Annotated in this window: 13 protein-coding genes; 7 read left to right on the top strand and 6 right to left on the bottom strand. The window is 71.9% G+C overall.

Translation table 11 applies throughout. The features are described from left to right. Positions 1-157 precede the first annotated feature (157 nt). Positions 158-970: a serine hydrolase domain-containing protein gene (locus tag JK364_RS35820; RefSeq protein WP_201855542.1), complete on the top strand. Its 813-nt coding sequence runs from the start codon at positions 158-160 to the stop codon at positions 968-970. 281 nt (positions 971-1,251) lie between these two features. On the opposite strand, the gene JK364_RS35815 is transcribed toward JK364_RS35820, so the two are convergent. Further along, complete coding sequence (locus JK364_RS35815; RefSeq protein WP_201855702.1) at positions 1,252-1,920, bottom strand: pirin family protein; 669 nt, start codon at positions 1,918-1,920, stop codon at positions 1,252-1,254. Between the two features lie 110 nt (positions 1,921-2,030). On the opposite strand from JK364_RS35815, the gene JK364_RS35810 reads away from it, so the two are divergent. The 5 genes from JK364_RS35810 to JK364_RS35790 all read left to right on the top strand — a co-directional run bounded on the left by JK364_RS35810 (position 2,031) and on the right by JK364_RS35790 (position 6,977). After that, positions 2,031-3,215, top strand: coding sequence for a PucR family transcriptional regulator (locus JK364_RS35810; protein ID WP_201855541.1), 1,185 nt, complete (start codon positions 2,031-2,033; stop codon positions 3,213-3,215). Positions 3,216-3,304: 89 nt separating this feature from the next. After that, positions 3,305-4,297 carry an ACP S-malonyltransferase gene (locus tag JK364_RS35805; RefSeq protein ID WP_201855701.1) on the top strand — a complete coding sequence of 331 codons (993 nt, stop codon included), beginning with the start codon at positions 3,305-3,307 and terminating at the stop codon, positions 4,295-4,297. Further along, on the top strand, positions 4,294-5,304 hold the full coding sequence (locus tag JK364_RS35800; RefSeq protein ID WP_201855540.1) for a ketoacyl-ACP synthase III: 1,011 nt from the start codon (positions 4,294-4,296) through the stop codon (positions 5,302-5,304). Before JK364_RS35805 ends, JK364_RS35800 begins: the two co-directional genes overlap by 4 nt. An 82-nt stretch (positions 5,305-5,386) precedes the next feature. Then, the gene (locus JK364_RS35795) at positions 5,387-5,635 is read left to right on the top strand and encodes an acyl carrier protein (RefSeq protein ID WP_020871568.1); all 249 of its coding nucleotides are present in this window, start codon (positions 5,387-5,389) and stop codon (positions 5,633-5,635) included. A gap of 76 nt (positions 5,636-5,711) precedes the next feature. Beyond that, complete coding sequence (locus tag JK364_RS35790; RefSeq protein ID WP_201855539.1) at positions 5,712-6,977, top strand: beta-ketoacyl-[acyl-carrier-protein] synthase family protein; 1,266 nt, start codon at positions 5,712-5,714, stop codon at positions 6,975-6,977. Between the two features lie 95 nt (positions 6,978-7,072). Here the strand turns inward: JK364_RS35790 and JK364_RS35785 are convergent, their stop codons facing one another. Then, entirely contained in the window at positions 7,073-7,966 is an 894-nt protein-coding gene (locus JK364_RS35785; RefSeq protein WP_201855538.1) for an NAD(P)-dependent oxidoreductase, read from the bottom strand. Between the two features lie 60 nt (positions 7,967-8,026). After that, a complete protein-coding gene (locus tag JK364_RS35780) occupies positions 8,027-8,521 on the bottom strand; it encodes a DUF3145 domain-containing protein (RefSeq protein ID WP_069866205.1) in 495 nt (164 codons plus the stop codon). 325 nt (positions 8,522-8,846) lie between these two features. On the opposite strand from JK364_RS35780, the gene JK364_RS35775 reads away from it, so the two are divergent. After that, positions 8,847-9,833: an SGNH/GDSL hydrolase family protein gene (locus JK364_RS35775; protein ID WP_201855537.1), complete on the top strand. Its 987-nt coding sequence runs from the start codon at positions 8,847-8,849 to the stop codon at positions 9,831-9,833. A 325-nt stretch (positions 9,834-10,158) separates the two neighbouring features. Here the strand turns inward: JK364_RS35775 and JK364_RS35770 are convergent, their stop codons facing one another. The 3 genes from JK364_RS35770 to JK364_RS35760 form a co-directional block, all read right to left on the bottom strand. Further along, positions 10,159-10,401, bottom strand: a complete 243-nt coding sequence (locus tag JK364_RS35770) for a fibronectin type III-like domain-contianing protein (RefSeq protein ID WP_372462052.1) — start codon at positions 10,399-10,401, stop codon at positions 10,159-10,161. Between the two features lie 106 nt (positions 10,402-10,507). Next, positions 10,508-10,987, bottom strand: coding sequence for a DUF6299 family protein (locus JK364_RS35765; RefSeq protein WP_201855536.1), 480 nt, complete (start codon positions 10,985-10,987; stop codon positions 10,508-10,510). Between the two features lie 251 nt (positions 10,988-11,238). Then, positions 11,239-12,474, bottom strand: coding sequence for an MFS transporter (locus JK364_RS35760; protein ID WP_201855535.1), 1,236 nt, complete (start codon positions 12,472-12,474; stop codon positions 11,239-11,241). Positions 12,475-12,633: the final 159 nt, after the last annotated feature.

Genomic DNA, 12,633 nt, shown 5'->3' with positions numbered 1-12,633 from the left:
CTCGCAGGTCGCGGATCCGCACACCTCGTCGACGTCTTCAACGCTATTGACTTGGAGTGCACTCCAAGCAAGCGGAGATTTGGGGGAACCTTGGCGCCCGCGGCGGGCCGCTCCCCGTCCAAAGAGCCCCCGCCGGGCACCCCGTAGGCTCTGGGGCATGGAGAGCCTGCGGATGATCGAGAACTGGCCGGTTCCGACGGCGGCGGCCGCCGTCGTGCGCGCGGACGGCACCCTGGCCGGATCGTACGGCCCGACCGGCCATCGGTTCCCCCTCGCCTCGGTCACCAAGCCGCTCGCCGCCTACGCCGCCCTGGTCGCCGTCGAGGAGGGCGCGGTGGAGCTGGACGAACCGGCGGGGCCCGAGGGCTCCACGGTGCGCCATCTGCTGGCGCACACCTCCGGGCTCGCCTTCGACGAGCACCGATCGGTCGCCGCGCCCGGCAACCGCCGGCTCTACTCCAACGCCGGGTTCGAGGTACTGGGCGACCACATCGCCAAGGCCACGGACATCCCGTTCCCGGAGTATCTGCGCCAGGCGGTGCTGCAGCCGCTCGGCATGGTCGCCACCGACCTGTCCGGCTCGCCCGCCAAGGACGGCGTCTCGACCGTGGACGACCTGGTGCGCTTCGCGGCGGAGCTGCAGGCCCCGCGGCTGCTGGCGGCCGAGACGCTGGCCGGGGCCACCTCTGTGGTCCACCCGGGTCTCACGGGTGTGTTGCCCGGTTACGGACATCAGCGGCCCAACGACTGGGGGCTCGGCTTCGAGATACGCGACGGCAAGTCGCCGCACTGGACCGGGGCCTCCTCCTCGCCCCGCACCTTCGGGCATTTCGGCCAGTCCGGGACGTTCCTGTGGGTGGATCCGGACGCGGGCGCCGCGTGTGTGGCCCTGGCCGACCGGGCCTTCGGTCCGTGGGCGATCGAGGTCTGGCCGACGTTCACCGACGCGGTCCTGGCGGAGCTGGGCTAGGGGTCCTGGCGGCGCTGGGCTGGGGGGCGCCTGCGGCGGGCTGTTCCCCTCCCCGCCCCTTCCCGTAACTGGGGCTCCGCCCCAGACCCCGCTCCTCAATCGCCGGAGGGGCTGGAAGGCGGGGTTTCGCCCCAGACCCCGCTCCTCAATCGCTGGAGAGGCTGGAAGGCGGGGCTCCGCCCCAGGAGCCCGGACTCCCGGGGCCAGGGGCCAGGGGGCCAGGGGCGAAGCCCCTGCAACGGGAAGGGCGCCGGACGCCCCGTGACTCCTCAGCGAACCCCTCAGCCGTAGCCCGACTCCGCGTGCATCTCCCAGATCAGCAGCTCGGCCGGGCCCTCAGCGCGCGCCTCCAGCCCCTCCGCGGTGGAGATCCGGGCCGCGTCGCCGGGCGTGAGGGTCTCACCGTCGATCCGGGCCGCGCCGCGCACCGCGTGCGCGTACACCCAGGGCGCGTCCGGCAGCGCGGTGCGCTCACCGTTCACCAGCCGCCGCACATGCAGCACCGCCTCGGTGCGCTCCAGTGCGTACGGGGTGCCGTCGGCGATGCCGCGCACCACCTCGTACGCCGGGTCCGTGACGGCGCCAGGGCCCGGCATCAGCCACATCTGGACGAAGGTGAGGGGTTCGGCACCCGCGTTGCGCTCGGTGTGGCGTACTCCGCTTCCGGCGCTGAGCCGCTGGACGTCGCCGGGGCGCACGACGGTCCGCGCGCCGGTGGAGTCCTGGTGGGTGAGCTCGCCCTCGACGACCCAGGTGACGATCTCCATATCGCGGTGGGGATGTTCGGCGAAGCCCGCGCCGGGGGCGAGCCGCTCCTCGTTGCAGGCCACGAGCGAGCCGAACCGCACATTGCCCGGGTCGTAGTACCCAGAGAAGGAAAAGGCGTGGCGCGTCTCGATGCCCGCGCCCTGCCCGCCCGGATACCGTGCACCGGACCGCTGTATCCACATCACCCGGTCCACGGTAGTGCGCCGCTGACCGTCCGCCCCGCCCCCGTCCCTACCCGCGCGTACACCTCCCGCCCCCAGCGCTCGCCATCCGATAAGGCAGTCTTGTCCTCGTGCCTGAACCAGCCTCGAACACCCCGCATCCGCACAGTGCCACCCTGCGCCGCCTGGAGAAGTCCTCCGGGAAGCTCGCCGCCAACGCCATCGCGCGCATGGACGAGCAGCTGCCGTGGTACCGGGCGATGCCGCCCGAGAACCGCTCCTGGATCGGGCTGGTGGCGCAGGCGGGCATCGCGGCCTTCACCGAATGGTTTCGCCACCCCGAGGCACCCCAGGCGATCAGCACCGATGTGTTCGGCACCGCCCCGCGCGAGCTGACCCGGGCGATCACCCTGCGGCAGACCGTGGAGATGGTCCGCACGACCATCGAGGTCATGGAGTCGGCGATCGACGACGTGGCGGCCCCGGGCGATGAGTCGGTGCTGCGCGAGGCGCTGCTGGTGTACGCCCGGGAGATCGCCTTCGCCACCGCCCAGGTGTACGCGCAGGCCGCCGAGGCGCGCGGCGCCTGGGACGCCCGGCTGGAGTCGCTGGTGGTCAACGCGGTGCTGTCCGGCGAGGCGGACGAGGGGGCGCTGTCCCGCGCCGCCGCCCTGGGCTGGAACTCACCCGAACATGTGTGCGTGGTGCTGGGCACCGCCCCCGACGGGGACAGCGAGCTGACCGTCGAGGCGATCCGGCGGGCCGCCCGCCACGCCAAGCTGCAGGTGCTCACCGGGGTGCTGGGCGACCGGCTGGTGGTGGTCGCGGGCGGCTCGGACAACCCGCTCCAGACGGCGAAGGCGCTGATCGGGCCGTATGCCCCGGGGCCGGTGGTGGCCGGTCCTGTGGTCTCCGACCTGCTGGCCGCGACCCGCTCGGCGGGGGCGGCGGCGGCCGGGCTGAAGGCGTGCACCGCCTGGCCGGACGCGCCCCGTCCGGTGATCGCCGACGATCTGCTGCCGGAGCGCGCGATGGCCGGAGATCCGGCTGCCCGTGAGCAGTTGGTGGAGGAGATCTACAGACCGCTGGAGGAAGCCGGTTCGGCGCTGCTGGAGACACTGAGTGTGTACCTGGAACAGGCGAGCAGTCTGGAAGGTGCGGCTCGAATGCTCTTCGTTCACCCGAACACCGTCCGCTACCGGCTACGACGTGTGACGGACGTCACCGGATGGTCACCTTCCGACGTCAGGTCAGCGTTTACTCTGCGCATAGCCCTGATCCTGGGACGTCTCGCCGACGCGAACATATTGCCCTGACCGTTTGTTGGACCCCCACAATTCCCCTGTCGGTTCTTCGTCCTTGTCCTCACGGGCGAGCCGGACCGTCCACAAGAGAGAGTGTGAGAGTGCTCGTACTCGTCGCTCCCGGCCAGGGCGCTCAGAAGCCCGGCTTCCTGACCCCATGGCTCGACCTCCCCGGCGTCACCGAACGTCTGGCCTGGTGGTCGGCCGTCTCCGGGCTGGACCTCATCCACTACGGCACCAAGGCCGACGAGGAGGAGATCCGCGACACCGCGGTGGCCCAGCCGCTGCTGGTGGCCGCCGGTCTGGTCGCCGCCCACGCCCTGTTCGGCGAGGGCGTCGAGGGCGCGACCGGTCTCGCGGAGCTGCCGAACCGGATCGGCGCGGTCGCTGGCCACAGCGTCGGCGAGATCACCGCGGCCGTGGCCTCCGGTGTGCTCACCGACGAGGCGGCCATGGTGCTCGTCCGCCGCCGCGGACTCGCCATGGCGGAGGCCGCGAGCCGCACCGAGACCGGAATGGCCGCCATACTGGGTGGTGAGCAGGACGATGTCGTCGCCCACCTCGACAAGCACGGACTGACCCCGGCGAACGTCAACGGCGCCGGGCAGATCGTGGCCGCGGGCACCGCCGAGCAGCTGGCGGCGCTGGCCGCGGACAAGCCCGAGGGGGTGCGCCGCGTCGTAGCGCTCAAGGTGGCCGGCGCGTTCCACACCGACCACATGGCCCCGGCGGTCGCCGCCCTCGAGGCCCTGGTCGCGGGGATCCCGGTGGCCGATCCGCGCACCCGATACGTCTCCAACCGGGACGGCGGGGTCGTGGCGACCGGGGCCGGGGTGATCGAGCGGCTGGTCGCCCAGGTGTCCAACCCGGTGCGCTGGGATCTGTGCATGGAGACCTTCCAGGAGCTGGGCGTCACCGGGCTGATCGAGGTGGCCCCGGGCGGCACGCTCACCGGCATCGCCAAGCGCGCGCTGCCGGGCGTCACCAATGTGGCGCTGAAGACTCCGGACGATCTCGACACGGCGCGTGCGCTGATCGAGGAGCACGCCGTTCCCGTCGACACACCGGCCGAAGAGGAGCTCCGAGAAGCATGACCGCGAAGATCAAGCCCAGTAAGGGCGCCCCGTACGCGCGCATTCTCGGCGTCGGTGGCTACCGTCCGACCCGGGTGGTGCCGAACGAGGAGATCCTCAAGCACATCGACTCCTCCGACGAGTGGATCCGCTCCCGTTCGGGCATCGCCACCCGGCACTGGGCCGGTCCGGACGAGACGGTCGCCACCATGTCCGTGGAGGCCGGAGGCAAGGCCATCGCCGACGCCGGTCTGACGCCGGAGCAGATCGGCGGCGTGATCGTCTCCACGGTCTCGCATCTGAAGCAGACCCCGGCGGTCGCCACCGAGATCGCGCATCTGCTGGGCACCGGCAAACCGGCCGCGTTCGACATCTCGGCGGGCTGTGCGGGCTTCGGCTACGGACTGACCCTCGCCAAGGGCATGATCACCGACGGCACCGCGGAGCATGTGCTGGTCATCGGGGTCGAGCGGCTTTCGGACCTGACTGATCTGGAGGACCGGGCGACGGCCTTCCTGTTCGGCGACGGCGCCGGCGCCGTGGTGGTCGGCCCCTCCAAGGAGCCCGCGATCGGCCCGACCGTCTGGGGCTCGGAGGGCGACAAGTCCGAGACCATCGCCCAGACGCTGCCCTGGGACGTCTACCGCGAGCAGAACGCCGCCGACGTGCGCTTTCCGGCGCTGCGCCAGGAGGGCCAGGCCGTCTTCCGCTGGGCCGTCTACGAGATGGCGAAGGTCGCCCAGCAGGCCCTGGACGAGGCCGGGGTCAGCGCGGACGAGCTCGACGCGTTCATCCCCCACCAGGCCAATCTGCGGATCATCGACTCGATGATCAAAACCCTCAAGCTGCCGGAGCACGTCACGGTCGCCCGTGATGTGGAGACCACCGGCAACACCTCGGCCGCCTCCATCCCGCTCGCCATGGAGCGGCTGTTGGCGACGGGGCAGGCGAAGAGCGGCGACACCGCGCTCGTCATCGGATTCGGAGCGGGTCTCGTCTACGCAGCGACGGTCGTTACCCTTCCTTAGGCTCCATAGTCCATATCCACGCAGCTCCGCAGAAGTCGGACGCTGCGCCACCACCGCAACACACCGAAGAAGGAGCGCCGCAATGGCCGCCACTCAGGAAGAGATCCTCGAAGGTCTCGCCGAGATCGTCAACGAGATCGCCGGTATCCCGACCGAGGACGTCCTGCTGGACAAGTCCTTCACCGACGACCTGGACGTCGACTCGCTGTCCATGGTCGAGGTGGTCGTCGCCGCCGAGGAGCGCTTCGACGTGAAGATCCCGGACGACGACGTCAAGAACCTCAAGACCGTCGGCGACGCCGTCGACTACATCCTCAAGCACCAGGGCTGAGCCCGTATCAAGACCGGTCGTCGCCGCCCGTGCGGTGGCAGGTCCAGCACCTTCTACACGTGGAGTAGGAATTCCTGTGAACTCGACCAATCGCACCGTGGTCGTCACCGGTGTTGGTGCCACGACGCCGCTGGGTGGCGACGCCCCGTCGACCTGGGAGGCCATGCTGGCCGGCCGGTCCGGCGTCCGCCTCCTGGAGGAGGAATGGGCGGCCGAGTTGCCGGTCCGTATCGCCGCGAAGATCGCGGTGGAGCCGGGCACGATCATTCCGCGTCCGCAGGCCCGCAAGCTCGACCGTTCCGCGCAGTTCGCGCTGGTCGCGGCTCGTGAGGCATGGGCGGACGCGGGCTTCACCGCCAAGGCGGGCGAGGACTCCTCGATCGACCCCGACCGGCTCGGCGCGGTCGTGGCCTCCGGTATCGGCGGGGTCACCACCCTGCTCGACCAGTACGACGTGCTGCGCGAGAAGGGCGTCCGCAAGGTCTCCCCGCACACCGTGCCGATGCTGATGCCCAACAGCCCGGCGGCGAACGTCAGCATCGACCTCAACGCCCGCGCGGGCGCGCACACCCCGGTGAGCGCGTGTGCCTCCGGCGCCGAGGCCATCGGCTACGCCATCGAGATGATCCGCACCGGCCGCGCCGATGTGGTCGTCGCGGGCGGCACCGAGGCGTCCATCCACCCGCTGCCCATGGTCGCCTTCGGCAACATGATGGCGATGTCCAAGAGCAACGACGACCCGCAGGGCGCCTCGCGCCCGTTCGACGTCGACCGCAACGGCTTCGTGATGGGCGAGGGCTCGGGCGCCATCGTCCTGGAGTCGGCGGAGCACGCCGCGGCACGCGGCGCCCGGGTGTACGCGCAGGCCATCGGCCAGGGCATCTCGGCCGACGCCCACCACATCACCCAGCCGGAGCCGTCCGGCAACGGCATCGGGAACGCGCTGCAGAACCTGGTGGAGAACACCGGCATCAGCGGCGCCGAGGTCGCGCACGTCAACGCGCACGCGACCTCGACGCCGCAGGGCGACCTGGCGGAGATCAAGGCGCTGCGCAAGGTGTTCGGCGACGACGTGGACCACATGGCGGTCTCCGCCACCAAGTCCATGACGGGCCATCTGCTCGGCGGCGCGGGCGGTGTGGAGACGGTGGCCAGCGTGCTGGCGCTGTACCACCGGCTGGCCCCGCCGACGATCAACATCGGCTCGCTGGACCCGGAGGCGGACGCGGACGTCGTGACCGGCGAGCCGCGGGCGCTCCGGGCCGAGGGCCCGATCGTGGCGCTGAACGACTCGTTCGGCTTCGGCGGCCACAATGTGGTGCTGGCCTTCCGCACGATCTGACCACATCGGTGGTCTGACGCCATCGGTGGTCTGACGCTCTGAATACGCGGGTGCGGCCCGCCTCCGGCTCCGGCCGGGGGCGGGCCGCTTCCGCGTCAGGGGGCTTCGCCGTCGAAGCTGGCGAAGTACGAGGCCACCATGTCCTCGTCGCCATGGCCCGCCGCGATCGCGCGGCGGAACCGCTCCGCGCCCGCGGCCGCCAGATCCAGCCGTACTCCGGCGCGCTCCCCGGCCTGCACGATCAGCCGGGCGTCCTTCTCCGCGGTCTTGGTGGCGAAGCTGGGCTCGAGGTCGCCCCGGAGCACCTGGGCCGACTTGACCCGCATATAGCCGTTGTCCAGCGGGCCGCCCTCGACCGCGTCGAGGAAGCCCTGCCAGTCCACGCCCAGCCCCTTGGCGAGGGCGGCCGCCTCGGCCGTGGCGTGGGTGATGTTGAGGACCCAGCTGTTGAGCACCAGCTTGAGCCGGGTGGCGGCGGCGCTCTCCGCGGTGTCCCCGACCCACACCGTACGGCTGCCGATGGCGTCGAAAACCGGCCAGACGACCGGGCGGACGGGGTGCGGCCCGGCGGCCAGCACCAGCAGCTGTCCGCTCTCCGCGGGCTGCTTGGTGCCGAGCACGGGCGAGTCGATGAGGACGAGGTCCTGCTCCCGGGCGAACGCGGCGAGCGACTCCAGCGCGTCCAGACCCGCCGTAGTGGCCTGGGCCCACGCGGTTCCGGGGCGCAGCGCGGGGGCGGCCTGCCGCATCGTCTCGAGGGCGGCGGCGCCGTCGTAGAGGATGGTCAGGACGGCATCGGCGCCGTCCACGGCCTCGGCCGGGGTGTCGGTGACGCGTACGCCGTCCTCGCCGAGCGGCTCGGCCTTGGATCGGGTGCGGTTCCACGCACGGACCTCGAGCCCGGAGCGGGCGAGGTTACGGGCCATTCCGGAGCCCATGATGCCGGTGCCGAGGACCGCGACGGACGTTGCCGGGTGTTGTTCGGTCATTCCGCCACGCTAAAACCTGAAGCGGGCTCCAAGCCAAAGGGATGGCGGCGCGTCAGACCCTCAGACGACCTGGTGCAGCCAGCGGACCGGGGCACCCTCACCCGCGTAGCGGAACGGCTCCAGCTCGTCGTCCCAGGGCTTGCCGAGCAGTTTGGCGATCTCCGCCTCGAGGTCGCTCTCGCCGCGGACGGAGCGGGCGAGGGCGGCGCGCAGCCGGTCCTCGGGGATCAGGATGTCGCCGTGCATTCCGGTGACGGCGTGGAAGATGCCGAGCTCGGGGGTGGAGCTGTAGCGCTCGCCCTCGGCGGTGGCGCAGGGCTCGGCGGTCACCTCGAAGCGCAGCAGATGCCAGCCGCGGAGCGCGGAGGCCAGTTTGGAGGCCGTGCCGACCTCGCCCTGCCAGGAGAACTCGGCACGCCAGGTGCCGTTCGCCGCCGGCTGCTTGATCCAGTCGAGAGTGACACGCACGCCGAGGACGCCCGCGATGGCCCATTCGACATGCGGGCACAGCGCGCGCGGAGCGGAGTGCACATACAGAACTCCACGGGTCGTCACCGGTGCCTCCTGTGCGGTTCGAGGTGCGCCTTCCCCAGCGGCCTCGCGCCCGTACCGGTCCCGCCCGGGACATCGGATCACATTCTGCCCTAGTGATCACTCCCACACCAGTCTCGACGTCACCTTCAGTGAAATTTATCGTGCAGAATTCTCTAGAAAGTGGACAGGATGTGACGGGGCGTAATGTGCTGGTACCGCATAGCGCGTTATGTCGCCGGGACGACGCTCATCTGGCGCAAGAAAAACGTACCGTGCGAGCCAGCCGGAGGAGTGACGTACCGTCGGTCCGGATAGATATCACCCAACAGCCGGAGGGGGAACAGCCATGCGGGTCAGCGCGACACGCCGGAAGCGATCGGCGGCCGCTTCCTCGACCACGCGTACGACCGTGCGCCCGTCCCCGCGCCCGTCCCTGCGCCCGTCCCTGCGCACCGCTGGACGCACCGGCGTGGTGCTGTTCACCACCGCCGCCGTGCTGAGCTCGGCGGGCTGTTTCGGCAGCTCGGACGACCCCTCCCGGCACGGGCCGACCCGTGCGGGGAAGACGCCAGGCGCCAAGCGGTCCATCGTCTGGAACACCCGGCCGACCTCGATCGCCTCCGTGGGCGACTCCATCACCCGCGGCTTCGACGCCTGTTCGGTGCTCTCCGACTGCCCCGAGGTGTCGTGGTCCACCGGCACCGATGTGCAGAGCCTCGCCCAGCGGCTGCTGCCCTCCGCCACCGCCGACGCGGGGACCCACGCCTGGAACTTCGCCAAGACCGGCGCGGTCGTGGCCGACCTCCCCGGCCAGATCGAGGCGGCCGCCGCCCGCAAGCCGAAGCTGATCACCGTGATGATCGGCGCCAATGACGCGTGCCGGGACTCGGTGGACGACATGACCTCCCCCGAGCAGTTCCGCACCACCTTCGCCTCGGCGCTCACCCGGCTGCGCCGCGATCTGCCGAAGACGCAGGTGTACGTGGCCAGCGTGCCGGATCTGAAGCGGCTGTGGTCGGAGGGGCGGAAGAACGTCTTCGGCCGGCAGATCTGGAAGCTGGGCATCTGCCCGTCGATGCTGAAGGACTCCGAGGACCTGGACGCGGCCTCCAACGACCGCCGACAGCGGGTGTCGGACCGGGTGACCGAGTACAACAAGGTGCTGAAGGACGTGTGCGGGCGGGATGTGCTGTGCCGGTACGACCCGGCGGTGCACGAATACCGCTTCACCACGGATGAGCTGAGCAAGTGGGACTGGTTCCACCCCAGCAAGGCGGGCCAGGCACAACTGGCCGACATGGCCTACCGCCGCATCACCGCTTCGGCGCCCTGACCCCGGGCCGCGCCCGGCTCCCGGCCAAGAGCCGGGAGCCGGCCGCGGAACGCGGGGCCACCTCCCTTTATGCGGCTCCGCCGCACGCCAGGGGCTCTGCCCCTACGGGGTGTCCGGCGGATCTTTCCCCTCCCCGCCCCTTCCCGTTACCAGGGGCTTCGCCCCTGGACCCCGGGGTCTGGGGCAGAGCCCCGCACGCGGCGGAGCCGCATATCGTCAGGTGCCGGGAAGGGGCGGGGAACAGCCCGCCGCAGGCGTCGCGATTCGTCGGCCACCCTCCGACTGGCGGACGCGAGCAGCCTCGCCGCGCGCCGGACGGCGTAGCTCAGGCGGTCGTCCGCACCGGCACCGGGAACGACAGACAGCGGTCGGCGACGCTGCGGCCCACCTCCGCCGCGTAGGTGCCCGGGATCAGGCGCCAGGCGCCCTTTGCCGCGTCCCAGATCTCCGCCGCCCGGCGGGGCAGGGGGATGGTCGCCTCCGCCGTCTCCCCCGGGGCGGCAGTGAGCGAGGCAAAGCCCGCGAGACGCCGGACCGGGCGGTCCTCGGCGTCACCCCGGGTGTCGATCTCAGCATGCCCGCCCTCTTCCGTGCCTTCGTCTCCCTGCTGGGGCAGGGAGACGAAGCGGCCGAGGGGTGACGGCCGTGCGGGCGGGCCGTCTCGTGACGGTGGCTCAGTGGTCGCCGCCCACCAGCCTGACCTCCCGATCGACCCCGGCCGCGCTCCTCGGCACCGGTACGAAGGAGCCAGCGGCGTCGAACTTCAACAGCGTCACCTCGGCGTCCGCCGGTCCCCGTTCGTACCGCCCCACGTCCACCGCGTCGATCAGCCAGCGGTGCCGCTGTCCGTCACAGATCGCGTCATAGCCGCCGAGGCCGTGGCGCTCCCGGCCCTGGGTGAGGGTGACGAGCACGCTCGCCCGTGTGTACTCCATCCCCTCCCGGACGCATCGGTAGCTGCCGTACAGCGTGACGGACCCGTCCGGGGTGACGTCCCCGGTGCGGTCGATGGTCAGATCGTCGGTCCAGGGCAGGGGCAGACGCGGCCGGTCGGGCCAGTCGTGCCCGGCGGTCGCGGCGGGTGCGGCGTGGGCGGCCGGCGCCGCCATGAGAAGAACGGTAAGGGCGCCGAGGGCGCGACGGCGGTTGCGCATGGACGTACATACCTCCAGGGGCGGGAGTTCAGTTGCCCGTACAGCTACCGGGCGGCCGAACCCGTCCGGGGGAACGTCACCCCCGTGCGGCGTGTCCGGCACCGCCCAACGGGTGGCCGCCGGGCGCCCGGTTGACCCCACGGCCTCGCGGCCTCGCGACCGGACACCCCCGGTGACGCCCTTACGGTGCTCGCCCGCGCCCTTACGGTCCCGCCCGCGTCCTTACGGTGCTCGCCGCGTCCTTACGGTGCTCACCCCTCCCGGGCCGCCCCCTCGGCCGCCCCCTCGGCCGTCCCCTCCGACGGGGCCACTCGAGGCCGACGTGACCCGGGGCCGCCCCGCAGCCCCGGGGCCAGGGCCAGGGTGACGGCCACGGAGACCGCCGCCAGCACGGCCATCGCCACGGCCGGTGAGGTGGGCTGGGCCAGCGCGCCCGCGAGGGCGGCGGACACGCCCTGCATGGCGAGCATTCCGGAGGAGTGCAGCCCCAGGGCCTGGCCGCTCATCTCGTCCGGCGTCAGGGCCATCAGCCGCTGCTGGAGCGCCAGCGTGGCCGAGAAGCCGATCGAGGCGAGGGCGACGGCGGCCAGCGCGAGCGGCAGCGGCGGACGCAGCGCGAAGACCAGATACGGCGCGGCGAGCAGCAGCCGCAGGGGCGCCGCGAGCCGCTCCCGCCGGTGCGGCGGCAGCAGCCGTCCGGTGAGGAGGTCCCCCATCAGCATGCCGAGGGAGCCGACGGCGAAGAGCAGCCCGGCGTGCCGGGGCGCGTAGGGCACGAAGAGGGACTCACAGCCGACGATCAGCCCGTTGGGCACCCAGAGCGCGTAATAGACACGGCGGCGGGGCGCGGAGGACCACAGCCGGGCGTTCACGCGCCAGGTCTCGGCGACCGAGGGCCGTCCGCCGGCCCGCGCCGGACGCCCGCTCAGACCGAACCGGGCGGTGGCCCCGGCCAGCACATACAGCCCGGCGGCGATGAGCAGGGTGCCGCGCGCCGAGAGGGCGGTCACCAGGAGGCCACCGGCCGCGTATCCGCCGATCTGCATGGTGCCGCCCGACATGTTGAGCACCGAACGGCCCAGCAGGTAGCCGTCCTTGGGCAGGATCTCGGTGAGCAGCCCGTAGCGGACGGCCCCGCCGAGGGAGGCCGCCGCGCCCAGCCCGAACACGATGGCGAGGACGGCCGCCACGGGCAGCCCGGGGAGGGCCAACGCGGCGGTCCCCAGGGCGAAGAGCGCCGACAGCCCGGACAGCGCGGCGCGCGGCGGCAGCCGGTCGGCCGCCGACAGCAGCGCCAGCGCGCCCGCCACCTGGGCGAGCGAGGGGCCGAACATGCTGAGCGCGGAGAGCAGCGGTGAGCCGGTCGCCGCGTAGACCAGGGTGCCGAGGGCGAGGCCGCTCGCCGTCGAGGCGGCCACCTGGGTGGCGGAGACCAGGAACAGCGGGGTGAACTCCGGGACCCGGAGCACTTCTCGATAAGTGCGCATGGCCTTCAGGCTCGGGAGTCGCGGCGCGGCGGCGTTAATGTTTCGCGCGGACGCGAAACGACGCGAAACGACGCGGAATGACAACGGGACGACACGGGACGACGCGGGACGACGCGGGACGACACGGGACGACACGGAACGACACGCGACCACGAGTGG

It is taken from the genome of Streptomyces endocoffeicus (assembly GCF_016741935.1).
Lineage (GTDB): Bacteria > Actinomycetota > Actinomycetes > Streptomycetales > Streptomycetaceae > Streptomyces > Streptomyces endocoffeicus.
This window is presented reverse-complemented; position numbering and strand designations above follow the sequence as displayed.

What these genes read in the sequence shown, in the direction of transcription:
- JK364_RS35820 (WP_201855542.1), top strand. Translation starts at nt 158, where the DNA reads ATGGAGAGCCTGCGGATGATCGAGAACTGGCCGGTTCCGACGGCGGCG.
- JK364_RS35815 (WP_201855702.1), bottom strand. Translation starts at nt 1,920, where the DNA reads ATGTGGATACAGCGGTCCGGTGCACGGTATCCGGGCGGGCAGGGCGCG.
- JK364_RS35800 (WP_201855540.1), top strand. Translation starts at nt 4,294, where the DNA reads ATGACCGCGAAGATCAAGCCCAGTAAGGGCGCCCCGTACGCGCGCATT.
- JK364_RS35795 (WP_020871568.1), top strand. Translation starts at nt 5,387, where the DNA reads ATGGCCGCCACTCAGGAAGAGATCCTCGAAGGTCTCGCCGAGATCGTC.
- JK364_RS35785 (WP_201855538.1), bottom strand. Translation starts at nt 7,966, where the DNA reads ATGACCGAACAACACCCGGCAACGTCCGTCGCGGTCCTCGGCACCGGC.
- JK364_RS35775 (WP_201855537.1), top strand. Translation starts at nt 8,847, where the DNA reads ATGCGGGTCAGCGCGACACGCCGGAAGCGATCGGCGGCCGCTTCCTCG.
- JK364_RS35765 (WP_201855536.1), bottom strand. Translation starts at nt 10,987, where the DNA reads ATGCGCAACCGCCGTCGCGCCCTCGGCGCCCTTACCGTTCTTCTCATG.
- JK364_RS35760 (WP_201855535.1), bottom strand. Translation starts at nt 12,474, where the DNA reads ATGCGCACTTATCGAGAAGTGCTCCGGGTCCCGGAGTTCACCCCGCTG.